A 15,868-nucleotide genomic window follows, 5' to 3' on the forward strand; every position below is an offset into this window, starting at 1 on the left:
GAACTTTGACAAAGGTTTTAGGTGGGGATACGCAATTATTGCGTATTTACCCTAATATTCATTAAAAAATTGCTGTATTTGCTTCCAATCTTTTGTTTTTGTGAGGGCTAACATCAATAAAACGCGTGCTTTTTGCGGATTTAGCGCTTGTGCCGCCACAAAATTGTATTTTGCATCGTCTACTTCAGCATCCAAAGTGGTTGCGCCTGTCGCTACCCTTGATGAACGCACGATTTGAATGCCTTTTTGCTGTGCTTTGACAGCCAAATCAAATAACGTATGGTAAAAATTACCGTTTCCAACGCCTGCGTAAACGATTCCGTCAAATTTAGCGTCGATAAAGGCTTTCATTGGTAATTCGGACATATTCGAATAGCCATAAACGATGCCAACTTTGGGAAGCGACTTCAAATTATCGACATTAAAGACCGATTGTTTGGTATGTTTGTTGAGCGGTTGTCTGTTAAAGAACACTTTTCCGTTGTGGAGGTACGCCAGCTTTCCATAATTTGCCCCTTGGAAAGTTTCAACCGCCGTAGTGCTGTGTTTTATCACATCTTTGGCGTCTAAAACGATTTCGTTCATAGCTACCATCACGCCTCGGTTTTTAGCTTCGGGAGATGCCGCTACAACCACGGCATTGTATAAATTTAACGGTCCGTCGGCACTCATACCCGTTGCCGGACGCATTGCACCGACCATCACCACGGGTTTATCGGAGTGAACGGTTAAATTGAGGAAATAAGCGGTTTCTTCCATCGTATCGGTTCCGTGCGTGATGACAACGCCGTCATATCCTTCCTTATTAAGGAGTTCATTGATGCGCTTGGCAAGTTTTAACCACACCTCATCATTCATATCCTGCGAACCAATCTTAACGAGCTGCTCGCCGCTGACTTCGGCAATATTTTTTACCTCCGGAACCGCTTGCAAGAGCTGATAGATGCCCAACTCGCCCGCTTTGTAGTTCGATTCGGTTGCTGATTTGCTCACTCCGGCAATTGTTCCGCCTGTTGCGATAATTCGTATCTTCGGTTTTTGTGCGAAGACTGCCACTGACATTACTAAAAGCAATGAAAAGGCAATTTTTTTGATTGTTTTTTTCATTATTGTTAATTTAAAATTTTTTCCAAATGTTGATTTTAATTTTTTACCCTTATTAAAGGTTTAATTTTCCGTAAAGGCAATTTATTTTATAAATGATGAGCCAAATGTACGGCTATTTTTTTGTTTTTCCTATATGGAAATCGTTAAAAAATTGATAAAAAGCACCTTTTGTCCTCTATTTTTTGTAGGTTTACCCTAAAAAAGGCTATATCAGTAAGATGATGGCGTATCCTACGGCGATGGCAACGATGGTTGCGACGAATCCCGGCAGTTGAAAGGAGTGATTGAGCACATATTTGCCAATGCGGGTAGTTCCGGTGCGGTCAAAATTGATAGCAGCCACCACCGTTGGGTAATTGGGTATGAAAAAATAGCCGTTTACCGCCGGAAACATTGCCAGCAGTGCCATCGGGGGAATTCCCAGCGCAATACCAAGCGGATAGAGCGTGCGTACGGTTGCCGCCTGACTGAAAAGCAAAATTGACATCACGAAAAGTGCCACGGCGAACAAAAACGGGTATTCCGTTACGATGCCTTCAATGTTTGATTTGAAAAAATCAATATTTCCGGCAAAAAAAGTGTCGCCCATCCACGCAATCCCGAAAATGGCGATGACGGCTTGCATTCCGGCAAGGAAAACGCTTCCTTTTACCGCCTTTTCGGTATTTGTTTTGGTGAAAATCAAAATAAGTGCCGCTACCGACATCATTACGATTTCAATAATCGGAATCATATCAAGCGTAATGGTTTCTTCACCTACCAAAAAGGAAGGTCGGAGCGAGCGAAACGAACCAAACAGCACGATTAATAGCACTCCGGACAAGAAAATGATTACCGAGGTGAGCGCTTTTCGTTTTTCCTGCTCACTGATGTTTTCTTGTTGGGAGGTTTCAATTTGTAGCAGCCCTTCGCGTATTCGGCGTTGGTATTCGGGGTCTTTTTCCAGTTCCACGCCCACAAATTTCACGGCGATGGCTCCCGCAATAACGCCGATGAGTGTTGCCGGTACACACACCATTAATATATCACCAAGTTCGATGCCTTTACCACCCAAAAGTGCCGTTCCGAGCAGTGCCGCCGTTGCTGCCGATATGGGGCTGGCTGTTATAGCCTGTTGAGAGGCTATTACGGAGATGCTGAGCGGGCGCTCGGGTCGGACTTTACTTTTTGTAGCGATTTCGGCGATAATCGGGAGTAGGGAATAGGCAATATGCCCGGTTCCGGACAAAAAAGTAAAGAAGTAACACACGATTGGTGCTAAAAACGTAATCATTGAAGGGTTTTTGCGAAGGATTTTTTCGGCGACACGCACCAAATAGTCAAGACCTCCGGCGGCTTGTAGCGTAGCTGCCGCTGTGATAACCGCCACGATGATTAACATCACGTCAATGGGGGCATTACCCGGTTTTAGTCCGAATCCAAACACCAAAATGGCAAGTCCGAGCATTCCGAAGACACCCAACCCGATGCCCCCCACACGCGCCCCGATGAAAATAGCCATCAGAACGATTAATAGTTCCACGTAAATTATCAAATCCATAATCTCACTAATTTTGTGGCTAATTTAGTGAAAAAATTTAAAATTAATAGCTGTTTTTTTGATTATTTTTTACAGAAAAGTATTTTTTTAGAGAGAAGTTGGTATTTTTGGTCAATTACACAAAATAACCAACGAAAATCAGAAAAACATACGAAGGAAATTACTTTTTTTAGCATAAAAAAATCGGACATTTATTTAATATCCGATTTTATATAGCTACTTCTATGTAATTTGTCTTTTTATGTCTGTTCTTTTGTCTTGAAACAAAAGAACCAAAAATTCAAGACTTTGGATACTACGCTAAAAATCAATTTTATTTCGCTGAAAATCTCCGAACTTGCTCCCTGCGGTCGCTTCGAACAGCGGATATTTTCCACGCTTCATTCATTGATTTTTTTAACGCTTCGTCTCCAAGGTCGGAGGCTCACTCTTGAAAATAACTACAATTTAAAATGGGTTAGCTATATTATCTGAAATGCTATTTTTTATTTTTCTTTTTGTCTTCGTTTGTGTTCTTGCATTAAAAGCGTTAATTCGCGCCCCATTTGCCCGGCTACGGAGGTGTTTTCTTGGGCGCGCCGTATCAGATAGGGCATCACTTCGCGTACGGGACCAAACGGAAGGTATTTAGCCACGTTATACCCTAATTTTGCAGCATTAAAACTGATATGATCACTCATTCCGTAGAGTTGCGCCAACCAAACGCGTTTGTCGTTGTGTTTAATTCCTTTTTTGTCCATCAAATCCATCACCAATGCCGAACTTTTTTCGTTGTGAGTGCCTGCGAAGAGCGAAATACGGTCAGTATGTTCAAGAATATAGTTGATGGCGCCATCGTAATTATCGTCGGTTGCTTGTTTTGAGACGCAAATAGGGGAGGTGTAGCCTTTTTCGGCGGCTCTGGCGTTTTCTTTTTCCATATATGCCCCGCGAACTACTTTTACGCCGATAAAAAATCCGTTATCGATGGCGCGTTGGTGTAATTTTTTGAGGTAATCGAGCCGGTCGTGCCGATACATTTGCAAGGTATTGTACACGATGGGCTCTTCGCGGTTGTATTTTTGCATCATTTGCTCAATGAGGTCGTCAGCGGCGTCTTGCATCCAGCTTTCTTCGGCATCAATCATAATAGGAAGTTTGTAGGCAGCTGCTTTGGCGCAGGCTTGGTCAAACCGATACACGATGCGTTCCCAAGCTTTTTTTTCTTCATCGGTAAGGGGTTGTTTTTCAGAGATTTTTTGGTAGATGGCAAGTTTCCCGAATCCTGTGGGTTTAAAAACGGCAAAAGGAGTTCCTTCATTTTGGTTTTGATGCACAAAATCAATGATTTCCATCGTTTTATTGAAGGTGGCTTCAAATGAGGATTCGTCTTCTTTTCCTTCAACGGAATAATCAAGTACCGAACCCACGCCTTTTTGTTTCATCTTGCGGATAACCGGCTTACAGTCAGCTTCTGAAACACCGCCACAAAATTGATTGAAAACGGTTTTTCTGATGAGCCATTCCACCGGTAAATGTAGTTTTAGGGAAAGATTCGTCAGGGTTGTACCCATACCGATGAGGGTATTGTTGCCAATAAATCGGAAAAGCCAATAGGCTCTGCCCAGTTCAAAGTTGTCTTTCAGAGCGAATGCGGTTTTGGTGTCGTTAAATCGTGTGCTCATTGTTTACGTAATTTCTTTTTGTTTTGTTAGTTATTAAAAAACTTTTTTTCTTTGTAAATAAAGAAAATTAAAGGGTTGGATAAAAAACAATTGTTTTTGAAAACGCAAAAGTATGATATTTTTTGTTTGTAATTCAATTTTTATCATTATTTTTACCCGAATTTTTTCAGATTTTAAAACTCACCAATCAATTTTTTACGGAATTATGAAATTAAGTACCATTAACGCCTCAAATTACGGGATTTACTTCAACGCTTCGGGTTTTGTTTTTTTGAATGAATTGCTGTGGAAAACCAATTATTCAAAGATTTTTGTTTTGACTGACAGCAATACCAACCGATGTTGCTTGGCGTTGTTTTTATCGGAAATAACCGCTGATATTCCACTAGAAATCATTGAAATAGAAGCTGGAGAAACCTTTAAAAATTTGCAAACCTGTGAACAGGTGTGGTATGCCCTTTCTGAATTGGAGGCTGACCGTAAGAGTTTGTTAATCAGTTTAGGAGGCGGAGTTGTTACCGATTTGGGTGGTTTTGTGGCTTCGACCTATATGCGGGGGATTGATTTTTTAAATGTTCCGACTTCACTTTTGGCAATGGTCGATGCTTCGGTAGGCGGCAAAACGGGAGTTGATTTGGGCGTTTTGAAAAACCAAATAGGAGTGATTAACAATCCGTTGGGGGTGATAATTGACAGTCGTTTTCTGGAAACACTTCCCGGAGAAGAATTGCGCAGCGGAATGGCCGAAATGTTTAAACACGGTTTGATTCAGTCCGAAGTATATTGGCAAAAAATGCTGAATTTGAGTAATTTAACGCTTGATGATTTGGATATGCTTATTTACGAATCGGTGGTGATTAAAAACAAGGTGGTGATGCAAGACCCTACCGAAAAAGGCTTGCGAAAAACGCTCAATTTTGGACATACGCTCGGGCACGCCATTGAATCGTATTGTTTGGAAAATGAAAATCGGCAAAAACTGCTTCACGGTGAGGCAATTGCTATTGGAATGATTTTGGCGGCTTTTCTTTCGGTTCAAAAATTAAATTTTTCATCGGTGAAGTGTGATGAAATTAAGTCCGCATTTAGCAATTACTTTGAAAAACAGTATTTTACCGTAGAAGAAATTGCCGAAATTATCAATTTAATGAAGTTTGACAAGAAAAATTCACACGGAAATATTAATTTTGTGCTTTTGGAAGATTTTGCAAAACCCAAAATCAATTGTTTGGTTGAAAACGGCTTGATTTACAGAGCTTTTGACTATTATTCAAATTAATGGTATGAGGAAATTATTATTCATTTTTTTATTATTTATCGTTGCAAATGTAAAGGCACAAACCTATTGGCACCGAACCGATTTATCGCAACGTCGAGAAAATAAAGTCGGGTACCATTATTATACACTTGATAAAGAGCAATTTAACAACGTTTTAAGTGCCACTAAAAATCAAGCGGATAGGCAAGTGATTTTGGTTCAAATCCCTGCTGATGATGGTAATCTTGAAGCCTATCGGATTCAAAAAACGTCAGTGCTTTCAGCGGAGTTAGCGAAGAAATATCCTCATATTAAAACATTTACGGGTGTTTGCGTTACTAAACCTGAAAAAACAATTCGGTTTACGTGGTCTGATTTTGGGCTTAATGCCATAATGGAAGAAAATTTTGAATATTCATTTATTGAAGCTGTTGATAATGAAGGTGTTAATTACAAGGTTTATCACAGAAATTCATCTGAAAGTGAGTCTTTTGAATGTAAAACGATAGAAGAAATGAAGCCGGAAAGAGATATAACCCGAAAGGCTACTTACCAAACTGATAATCAGTTGCGAACTTTGAAAATTGCGATTGCAGCGACGCATCAGTTTACCAATTATTTCGGTGGAAAAAATAAGGCTTTTGCACAGATTGTCAGCACAATAAATCGGATAAATCAGGTTTACGGAAGGCAACTTTCTATTCAGTTTGAGTTGGTTTCAGATGAGCGTCTTTTGTTTGACAATATAGCAAATGATCCTTTTCGGAACATAAATTATGACAATTGGTATGCTTCGGAGTCGCGTGTTTTGCAAAATACGCTTGATGCACAATTGGGCGAGGCGAATTACCACATAGGGCATTTGTTTCATAATCAGAACCTTGGTGGAAATGCGGGATGCATAGGTTGTGTTTGTACCAACGGACAAAAGGGACGGGCGTTTTCGTCGGTTCGTTTTCGAAGGAATATGGATATGGACGCGTTTGACATCAATGTGGTGGCACACGAAATAGGGCATCAACTCGGGGCGTATCACACTTTTTCACACGAATATGAAGGAACAGGCTCACAGATGGAACCCGGAAGTGGCTCAACCATAATGGGATATGCGGGAGTTATCCAAAATCAAAATGTACAAAATGTTTCAGATGCGTATTTTCACCATCGTTCGGTTTACGATATTATGCAAGTGGTTGCTAATCGCAGTTGTGCCTCTGTTTCAGCTACTTCCAACAAATCGCCTGAAATTGGTGAAATGAAGAGTTATACGATTCCGCACGGAACAGCCTACCGATTAAGCGGTTTGGCAACAGATGCCGATGGCGATAAACTGTACTACACTTGGGAACAAGCCAATGACCGAGACCGAACAAACTACACATTTTCGCCCTTGTCACGTAGCGGAGCCATAGCGCGTTCGTTATCGCCCACAGCTTCACCGATACGGTATGTTCCGAGGTTAAGTCGCATTGTGTCAGGTAATTTAACGCAAACCAATCCGGATATAGGTAGTGCTTGGGAAACGGTTACAACGGTTGGGCGAACGCTTAACTGGTCGTTTGTGGTATCAGACCGTAATTTAGCGGGAATGCCTGTTGGAAGTACGGTTTACAAAACGATTCAGGTGGTGGTGAGTGCTTCGGCAGGCCCGTTTCGGGTAACGTCACATTCTGAAAATTCTAATTGGTATATTGGTCAGCAACAGCTTATTACGTGGGATGTGGCAAGTACGGATTCCGGAGATGTCGGCGTGAAAAATGTAACCATTTTATTTTCAACCGACGGTGGAATTACATTTCCGCATACGTTGGCTTCGGGAGTGCCTAATAACGGAACAGCGCGGGTTTCCGTGCCTGATTCGTTGCAAACTCCAAACGGAAAGTATATGATTTTGGCTGAGGACAATATTTTTTTAGCCGTAAATTCGGGGATAATCACCGTAAAAGCCGATGAAGATACTGACGGAGACGGAATTATGTCAAGTAAAGACAATTGCCCGGAAGCACCCAATGCTGACCAAGATGATTTGGATAAAGACGGTATCGGTGATGTCTGCGATGATGATTGGGACGGAGACAACATACCCAACGCCACTGATAACTGCCCCAGAAAAGCCAATCCCGATCAAGCTGATTTGGACAGAGACGGTGTAGGTGATGTTTGTGATGACGATACGGATAATGACGGATTTTTTGACGATACGGACAATTGCCCAAGTATTTACAACCCTGACCAAGCGGATTTAGATCAAGACGGTATTGGCGACTTGTGTGATAATGACATTGATGGCGACGGCATTGAAAACAGTATTGATACTTCATTAGATTATGTGTTGATTTCCAATGCTTTTACACCTAATAACGATGGGGTTAATGACTATTTCACTATCGTTAGGGCTGAAAACTACCCAACCAATACACTTCGGATTTTCAATCATTTAGGGCAATTGGTTTATGAAATGAGGGGGTATAAAAATCAATGGAACGGTATTAGCATAGGAGGCAGCAAAGTTCCGCAAGGTTCTTATTACTATATATTTACGTTAGATGCCACTGAAATTTACAAACGACAAGGATGGATATTTATCAATTATTAACGATGAAAAAGATGTTTCGCAATAGTTTATTTATCGGTTTGAGCGTTTTTGCTTTTTGGCAGTTGAAAGCTCAAAATCCGACGTATTTATTTTATAATCAGCATAAAAATTTGGTTAATCCGGCTGCGGTAGGCACGGAGAGCGGGCATACGCTTTCTGTTGATATTCGCAATCAGTGGCAGGGCGTGGTTGATGCCCCTCAAACGCAAACTTTCTTCACTACACATAAAATCAATGACCGTATCGGGCTTGGGTTTTCGATTGCAAATAACAAAATTTTTATACAAAAACAAGCCGGAATTTATGCCGATTTTTCATATTCATTGCAATTGAGTGACAGCACCAAAATATACACCGGAATCAAGTTTGGAGGCGACTTTTTTAACATTGACGGAAGCCGTATTCACACTTATACAAGTCCGTACAACACGCGTTATGACCCTTATTTACAGACCATATCCGGAAAATTTCAAGTGAATATCGGCACGGGTATTTTTTATGAACATCCGAAGTTTTATTTGGGTATTTCGATTCCTAATTTATTGGCTTCCAGAGAAGTTAAGCTTAAGGATGATGTAATGACCTCGGTGGCTGAACGTTTGCATTTTTACGCTATGGGGGGCTATCATTGGCGTATTTCGGGTGATTTTACGCTGCGACCAAGCCTGCAAGTGCGCTTTGCAAAAGACGTAAGTCCGTCATTTAACATCACGCTGGCAGGGGTTTATCTCAAAAACAGCGAAGCGGGGATTACCTACCGCACCGACGGCGCTTTGGGGGGCTATGTGTTGTTTTTCGTACCGAACTATTTTGTCGGGGTAGGGTATGGCTATGAAAGCGTAACACAATCACAATTAAATTTATACGCACGTAATTCGCACGAATTTTTGGTGCAATTTAAATGGTAGTTTGGTGTTTTGCATTGAAATTATTTAGCTTACAATTTGTATTTTTGAATGTCCGTTTCCGGTGCTAATCACCTCAATATGCGTAGCGATGCGTTCTTTAAGTTCCGATAAATGTGAAATTACGCCGATGATTTTCCCTTCGCTTTGCAGGTTAGAAAGCGCGCTGAGGGCTACATCTAAATAATCGGTATCAAGCGTTCCGAAGCCTTCATCAATGAACATTGTGTTGATTTCCATATTTTTACTTGCCATTGAAGCTAAACCCAAGGCAAGGGCAAGCGAAACCACAAATTTTTCGCCACCCGACAGGTTTTGAGCCGTTCGTTGCTGGTCATTCTGAAATTTATCGATTACCAAAAGCTCAAACGGATTTGCCCCATTGTCATTACTGCGTTTTAGCAAATATCGTTCCGACATTTTTTGCAATTGTTGGTTGGCGAGGCTTATCAAATGCTCAAAGGTCAGCGCTTGGGCAAAGTTGCGGTATTTTTTGCCGTCACTCGCTCCGATGAGTTCATTTAAACTGCTCCATTTGTGATAGATAGCTTCTTGTTTTTCTTTTTCGTTGCGTTTTGTCTCATTCTGTTTTATATTTTCGTCATTGAGTTTTAAGGTTTGTTCACAGGCGCCTACTTTTTGTGATAAATCGGCATAGAGGCGTTTTTTTTCTTGGAAGGAATCAAGCAATTCCTCTTCGGTTAAAGTGGTGATTTGTTGTGTTTTAAGAGCTGATAATTCGGTTTGTTTTTCGTGAGCGATGGCTTTATGCCGTTCAAATTCAGTATTTGCATCGTTTTTAGCTTTTTCGGTTTTTGTTTTTGCCGTTTCACTTTTTTCGAGTAAGTTTTTTAGGTGGTTTTCTTCCGCTTCAACTGATTTAGAACCAAAAATAAGATTACGTGAATGTGTTAATTTTTCTTTTTCTGCTGTTATTAGTTCTTTTTCATTTTGTTTATTTTTTAAAAACGATGAGTTATTCTCTAATGATTTATTATTTATAGCAATATCGGAAGTCAGATTGGTAATTTGGAGGGTTATGTTTTCCGTTTGTTGTTTATTTTCATTCCAAAGTGTTACGTAATTTTTTAGTGACTCAATATTTTCAGTGTCATATTGTTTGATTTTTTCCAAAAAAGCATTTTTTTGAGTTTCTTGTTTTGTTTGTAATGAATTGATTAATAATTGTTTTTGTGAAAGTTGCTGTTCAGCTAATTTTTGTTCGGTTTCGGATTTGTTTTTAGCATTTAGGGCGTTATCTCGTTCATTTTGCAATGTTATGATTTCAGTATCACGAAGATATGAAATTTGTTTTTCCAATTGATTAGCACTCTCAATCAGGGAATTAAGCGTTTTAAAATGATTTCGTTTTTCTGACAGAATAACGTTTAATTTTTCAGATTTATCATCACCTGTGGGGAACGAAAAATTAATGGGATGCCGTTTTATGTCATTTTCAATTTCATTTTGTTTAAAACCAAATTCTTGTATTTTTTTTTCTTGTTTATCCTTGTTTATTAGATTATTTTCTTTATCGGATAGCGTTTTTGTAAGTTTTTTTTCATTTTCTTGAATATTATTTAAAAAGAATAAGTGTTTTTCTTTTAGGGAAGCTAGTTTCGTTTCGTTGTCGTTTATTTCAGGCGTGCCTTTTTCCATAAACGGATGTTCCAAAGCACCACAAAGCGGACAGGCTTCTCCGTGTTTGAGTTGCTTGCGATGTGCGTCTAAACTTTGTATTTTTAGAGTTAATTGTATGTTTTTGTTAAGTAAATCTATTTGATTATCAATGTGTTTTAACGTTTCTTTGTCTGATTGTAATTTTTCTGAGAGTTGCTCTAATGTTGTTTCAAAGGCGTTGTCTTTATCGGTGAAATCCAAAATTTCTCGTTTGTTTATTTCGATTTGATTTTCGATTTCGAGCCAATTTTTGAGTTGCACTCCCAAAGCCGAAATTTTTTCTTTTTCGGATTGAAGTTCCGAGATTTCCTTTCCGTTTAAGAGCGTTTTTAAAGCCGATTTTTGTGATTCTAATTCTTGAATTTTTAACTCTAATTCATTGTTTTTTATGTTAAAATCAGAGCTACTTTTTTGAAAATCAGCTTTTTTAGAAGTAACTTCATTTTGCAATGAGGTGATTTGTTTTGTAAAATCATCAATTTCATTTTCGGTTGCAATAAGCAATTGATGCTCTTTTTCAATAACAGAAAACTCTCGTGTAAGTTGTTCATACATATGATGTTTGTGCAACCAGTTTTGTTTTTCAGTAAGGACTTTCTGCAATTTTTCGAGTTGGGAAGTTTGGTTTGTGAGTGTTGCAGCAAGGATTTGATGTTCTTTTTCCAATTCCAAAATGCTGTTTGAAATGGGAGCTAACATTTTTTCTTTTTCTGAAATTTTGGTATCCAATTCACGTACTTGTTTAAAAATTGGTTCTTGTTGTGCTTGCTGTTTTTTTAAGTTTTGTAAAATTTCGTATTGTTGTTCAAAAACGATGTTGGCTTGAGTGGCTTGGGCTTGCAGTATGGGTAATTTTTCGTGAATTTGATTGATTTGATTTTCTAAATGTCGTACATCGTGCAGCCATTTACGGGCAATTTCCAGTTGCTCAAGTTCGTAAGTGGTTTGTTCTGTTTGTTTTTTAATAGTTTCAATATCAGTGATTAAACGTTGTTTTTCTTCTGCTGAAAGCATTTTGATGGATTGTAATTCGGCATTGATGAGGCTCAATTTTTCTTTTTCATTTCGGTTGCGTTCAAACACTTTTCGTGAAATTTCGCCATAGATTTCCGTGCCGGTAATTTGCTCCAATAATGCACCTTTGTCGTTTTTGTCGGCTTGTAAAAAAGCGGCGAAACTGCCCTGTGCCAGCAAAATAACCTTGGTGAATTGCTCAAAAGTAAGCCCTATGATGGCAACGATTTTGGTATCGCAACTCCGTATTTGGTCGGCAATGATGTTGTTTTGTTCATCGGCAATCATACGGTTTACAGGTTTTAATTTTCCGTTTCTGTTACGTTCTTGTTTCCAAGAGGTTTTCCATATCTTTTTATTTGCTTCGAAAATAACTTCTGAGTAGCAATCATTTTTTCCTTTGGTCATCACTTCATTTTCGGTTCCGCTAACTTCCAGCCGAGGGGTTTTTCCGTACAAGGCTAAGGTAATGGCATCAAGTATGGAACTTTTTCCGGAACCGGTTTTGCCCGTGATGGCAAAAAGCCCGTCATAGGTGAAGACTGATTGGGTAAAATCAATCTCATTTTCACCGGCTAATGAGTTTATATTCTTGAAGTTAAGTTTAAGGATTTTCATACGATTAATCTTCTGTTTCTAATGAATTAACAATTTCTTGGTAAGTTATTTTAAGTTCTTGCTTTTGTGTTTCGGCAATGCCATTTTTTTCTAATAATCTTTCAAAAACATCAATCGGGTTTAGTTGATTGAGGGTGTTTTCAGTATCGTTTTGTGTTAATGATTCATTCGAAAGTTGTTTGTTTTGTAACTTTAAAATTTCGATTTTTGAATGCGCTACTTGCTCATTTACCCACGAGCTTAGTTCGGTAAAAATAGTTTTTCCGTTGTAAATAATCTCCACCCAAACAGACGTATTTAATGCTTTAAGCTCTTCCAATCGATTGTAAATGAATTCTTTATCTCCAATAATTGATTTCAATTGCTGAAAAACAGGAATTTCAATTGTTTCAATAGGATTTTGTGCTTCAAAATCAATTATGTAAACACATTTTTTTTGTTTTGCTTCACCAAATCCCATCGGAATGGGAGACCCACAATATCGAATGTGATTTTTGATGACAGACGGAATATGATAATGACCAAGTGCCACATAATCAAATGCTTTTGGGAAAATATCGCTACTAATGGCTTCCACATTCCCGATGTAGGTTTCACGAACGCCATCGTCATCACTTCTTTTTCCACCGATAACAGACAAATGTCCCATAGCAATAATTGGGATTTTTTTAGAAATTTTAACACAGATTTGTTCAGCAATTGTAGCAATTTCCTGATAGTGTTTTTTAATATTTTCGTTCACGCGTTTGGAACGGTCGGTATAACTCTCTTTTTCAGTGAATTTACTGATGTCACGTTCACGTAAAAAAGGAACACCACAAATAATCATTACAGGGTTTAAGTTGCTGTCTTTGATTAGGATAACTTCATCTTCAAGGGAATTGGTAACGCTGCCAATTACGGTGATGTTCAAGGCTGCCAAAAGTGCTTTTGGAGCGTTTAAAAAATTGGGTGAATCGTGATTGCCCCCTACAATAATCACGTTTTTGCAGGGCGTGTTTTGTATTTGTGTTAAAAAATCATAATATATTTTTTGTGAGGTAATGCTTGGTGTTGCGTTGTCAAATACGTCTCCTGCAATCAAAAGAATATCAATGGATTGCTCTTTTAAAGTGGACTGTAACCAGTTCAGAAAAGCAATGTGTTCTGCTTGTCTTTCTTTTTTTGCATAAAGTGTTTTTCCTAAATGCCAATCTGATGTGTGTAATATTCTCATTGATTTTCAGTTTGTAAAGAGGTCTTACTGCCATTTTCGATATAAAAATATGAAATCACTTTAAAACGAGCAAAAATAGGAACTTTTTTATAATTTTTTTACTTTTAATTTAGAATTTATTAAGTAAAAGATAAATAAATCCAATAAAAATAGGAATGCTTTCACCCCAAAAAGTGTAGTAATACCGACTTTTTTCTGTGCTAGAAAATATTAAGAAAAGGCTTATAGTTGTGGTAAACAAAAAATTGATAACAAAAGGAATTTCGTTATACAGATTGAAAAAAAACAAAATTATTATAATGCTAATTCCTATATTTTTAGTGTTTTGAGTGCCTAATTTTCTGGGGAAAGTTACAATGCTGACATCTGTTTTTATGTCGCGAATATCAAAAGGTAGGATTAAAATTCCAATCCAAACAAAAAAAGAAAAGGCATATAACATTACTTTTTGGTCGGGTAATCGTTCGACTATGACGGGCATCAAAATACTTGTTAAAATCCAACAAAATGCTACAATGACGATTTTTGCATACGGAATTTTTCGTAAGTTGAATCGGGTGGGGTAGGTGTAGAAAAATAATATTACGAAAGTAAAAAGGCTGATTTTTTGAATATTAAACGGAAGGTAACACAGTGAAAATATGGAGATTAAAAAACAAACAGTATTTAAAATAATTGCTTTTTTGATTCTTCTTTTGGAAAAATTATATCCGAAAATGGTACTACAAAAAATAAAGCACAGTAGTACATAATTTGGTTTAATATGCTGTGTATCAAAGGTAAGAAACGTAATGAATACCACCGATAAAGCAACGTGGATACTGTTATCTAAATAAAAATCAAATACTGTTTTTATCTGTTGTTTTATATTCATTAGGTTGATTTTGTGCTTTTTACGTAGTTCAAATTGCGTGGTTTTTATAAAAAGATGGCAAAATTATGAATTTTAGCCTAAAAACAGAAGTAGGAGTGATGTAAAATAACGAAAAATCATAAAAAAATAGTAACTTTGCATCTTGATAATTAACTAAAAATTCGGCAGATAGTATGAAAAAGGTAGTCGTAGGGCTTTCGGGCGGTGTGGATAGCAGTGTGGCAGCGTATTTGTTGCAACGGCAAGGGTATGAGGTGATTGGGCTTTTTATGAAGAACTGGCACGATGATTCGGTAACCATTTCCAACGAGTGTCCGTGGCTGGAAGACAGCAATGATGCTCTTTTGGTAGCCGAAAAATTGGGCATTCCGTTTCAGACCGTTGATATGAGCGAACCTTACAAACAACGCATCGTGGATTATATGTTTAACGAGTATGAAAACGGACGTACGCCAAACCCTGATGTACTGTGTAACAGAGAGATAAAGTTCGATGTGTTTATGAAATTGGCTCTTTCGCTTGGGGCGGATTTCGTGGCAACAGGGCATTATTGCCGAAAGGAAGAAACCGAAATCAACGGCGAAAAAATCTATCGTTTGCTCTCAGGGAAAGACACTAATAAAGACCAGTCCTATTTTTTGTGCCAACTATCACAAGACCAGCTCAGTAAGGCTCTTTTTCCGATTGGGGAACTGCAAAAATCAGAAGTCAGAGCCATCGCTGCCGAGCAAGGACTGATTACCGCCGAAAAGAAAGATTCTCAGGGACTTTGCTTTGTTGGGAAGGTGCGTTTGCCTGAATTTTTACAACAAAAACTGCAACCCAAAACGGGTGATATTGTTGAAATTCCGACCGATTGGAAAGGCTATCAGGCGTTTGACAGTCTAAAAGCGTTTGAAACCTACGAAGATGAATTGAAATATTTGTCGCAACGTTTTCATTATCAGCTTTCTGACGGAAAGAAAGTCGGCTCACATCAGGGGGCTCATTATTTCACCAAAGGGCAACGAAAAGGGCTACACGTAGGCGGAACACCTGAACCGCTTTTTGTGATAGAAACCGATGTAAATCAGAATGTTATATACGTAGGGCAAGGGAATACACACCGCGGACTTTTCCGAAATGCCTTGTTTATTGACAATGCAGAATTGCATTGGGTTCGCCCTGATTTGGCTCTGCAAACAGGTGATAGTAAGGAAGTTATGGTGCGAATCCGTTACCGACAACCCTTGCAAAAAGCGGTTTTGTACAAGGCTGAAAGCGGATTGTTTATTCATTTTGAAAATCCGCAAAGTGCTGTTACTGAGGGGCAGTTTGCTGTTTGGTATACCGAAGATGAGCTTATCGGTAGTGGCGTGATTGCATAATCAGAAGCTGTAAAGTAATTGATAATCAA

Annotated in this window: 10 protein-coding genes; 4 read left to right on the plus strand and 6 right to left on the minus strand. The window is 38.6% G+C overall.

All coding sequences use genetic code 11. The features are described 5' to 3' along the window. Window positions 1-51 precede the first annotated feature (51 nt). The 3 genes from ansB to Q4D72_RS03400 form a co-directional block, all read right to left on the minus strand. Window positions 52-1,107 carry an L-asparaginase 2 gene (gene ansB / locus Q4D72_RS03390; protein ID WP_303076013.1) on the minus strand — a complete coding sequence of 352 codons (1,056 nt, stop codon included), beginning with the start codon at window positions 1,105-1,107 and terminating at the stop codon, window positions 52-54. A gap of 205 nt (window positions 1,108-1,312) precedes the next feature. Then, entirely contained in the window at window positions 1,313-2,638 is a 1,326-nt protein-coding gene (locus Q4D72_RS03395) for an anaerobic C4-dicarboxylate transporter family protein (protein ID WP_303076089.1), read from the minus strand. A gap of 494 nt (window positions 2,639-3,132) precedes the next feature. Next, the gene (locus tag Q4D72_RS03400; RefSeq protein ID WP_303076014.1) at window positions 3,133-4,311 is read right to left on the minus strand and encodes a proline dehydrogenase family protein; all 1,179 of its coding nucleotides are present in this window, start codon (window positions 4,309-4,311) and stop codon (window positions 3,133-3,135) included. A 205-nt stretch (window positions 4,312-4,516) separates the two neighbouring features. Between Q4D72_RS03400 and aroB the strand changes: the two genes are divergently transcribed. From aroB to Q4D72_RS03415, 3 genes are read left to right on the plus strand one after another with little or no spacing between them, the layout of a single operon-like run. Next, window positions 4,517-5,590: a 3-dehydroquinate synthase gene (aroB, locus tag Q4D72_RS03405; RefSeq protein ID WP_303076015.1), complete on the plus strand. Its 1,074-nt coding sequence runs from the start codon at window positions 4,517-4,519 to the stop codon at window positions 5,588-5,590. A gap of 4 nt (window positions 5,591-5,594) precedes the next feature. Next, window positions 5,595-8,165 (plus strand): reprolysin-like metallopeptidase, encoded by a 2,571-nt coding sequence (locus Q4D72_RS03410; RefSeq protein WP_303076016.1) that lies wholly within the window; start codon window positions 5,595-5,597, stop codon window positions 8,163-8,165. A 2-nt stretch (window positions 8,166-8,167) separates the two neighbouring features. Further along, a complete protein-coding gene (locus tag Q4D72_RS03415) occupies window positions 8,168-9,073 on the plus strand; it encodes a PorP/SprF family type IX secretion system membrane protein (RefSeq protein ID WP_303076017.1) in 906 nt (301 codons plus the stop codon). Window positions 9,074-9,097: 24 nt separating this feature from the next. Here the strand turns inward: Q4D72_RS03415 and Q4D72_RS03420 are convergent, their stop codons facing one another. From Q4D72_RS03420 to Q4D72_RS12135, 3 genes are all read right to left on the minus strand, one after another. Beyond that, on the minus strand, window positions 9,098-12,382 hold the full coding sequence (locus Q4D72_RS03420; protein ID WP_303076018.1) for an AAA family ATPase: 3,285 nt from the start codon (window positions 12,380-12,382) through the stop codon (window positions 9,098-9,100). A 4-nt stretch (window positions 12,383-12,386) separates the two neighbouring features. Then, window positions 12,387-13,598 carry an exonuclease SbcCD subunit D C-terminal domain-containing protein gene (locus tag Q4D72_RS03425; RefSeq protein ID WP_303076019.1) on the minus strand — a complete coding sequence of 404 codons (1,212 nt, stop codon included), beginning with the start codon at window positions 13,596-13,598 and terminating at the stop codon, window positions 12,387-12,389. 109 nt (window positions 13,599-13,707) lie between these two features. After that, window positions 13,708-14,472, minus strand: coding sequence for a UbiA family prenyltransferase (locus tag Q4D72_RS12135; protein WP_368502027.1), 765 nt, complete (start codon window positions 14,470-14,472; stop codon window positions 13,708-13,710). A gap of 173 nt (window positions 14,473-14,645) precedes the next feature. On the opposite strand from Q4D72_RS12135, the gene mnmA reads away from it, so the two are divergent. Continuing rightward, the gene (gene mnmA / locus Q4D72_RS03430) at window positions 14,646-15,839 is read left to right on the plus strand and encodes a tRNA 2-thiouridine(34) synthase MnmA (protein WP_303076021.1); all 1,194 of its coding nucleotides are present in this window, start codon (window positions 14,646-14,648) and stop codon (window positions 15,837-15,839) included. Window positions 15,840-15,868: the final 29 nt, after the last annotated feature.

It is taken from the genome of Capnocytophaga sp. (assembly GCF_030532915.1).
In the GTDB taxonomy this organism is placed as follows: domain Bacteria; phylum Bacteroidota; class Bacteroidia; order Flavobacteriales; family Flavobacteriaceae; genus Capnocytophaga.

Bases quoted from the DNA above. Each gene is read 5' to 3' on its own strand.
- ansB (WP_303076013.1), bottom strand. From the start codon at position 1,107: ATGAAAAAAACAATCAAAAAAATTGCCTTTTCATTGCTTTTAGTAATG.
- Q4D72_RS03400 (WP_303076014.1), bottom strand. From the start codon at position 4,311: ATGAGCACACGATTTAACGACACCAAAACCGCATTCGCTCTGAAAGAC.
- aroB (WP_303076015.1), top strand. From the start codon at position 4,517: ATGAAATTAAGTACCATTAACGCCTCAAATTACGGGATTTACTTCAAC.
- Q4D72_RS03410 (WP_303076016.1), top strand. From the start codon at position 5,595: ATGAGGAAATTATTATTCATTTTTTTATTATTTATCGTTGCAAATGTA.
- Q4D72_RS03415 (WP_303076017.1), top strand. From the start codon at position 8,168: ATGAAAAAGATGTTTCGCAATAGTTTATTTATCGGTTTGAGCGTTTTT.
- Q4D72_RS03420 (WP_303076018.1), bottom strand. From the start codon at position 12,382: ATGAAAATCCTTAAACTTAACTTCAAGAATATAAACTCATTAGCCGGT.
- Q4D72_RS03425 (WP_303076019.1), bottom strand. From the start codon at position 13,598: ATGAGAATATTACACACATCAGATTGGCATTTAGGAAAAACACTTTAT.
- Q4D72_RS12135 (WP_368502027.1), bottom strand. From the start codon at position 14,472: ATGAATATAAAACAACAGATAAAAACAGTATTTGATTTTTATTTAGAT.
- mnmA (WP_303076021.1), top strand. From the start codon at position 14,646: ATGAAAAAGGTAGTCGTAGGGCTTTCGGGCGGTGTGGATAGCAGTGTG.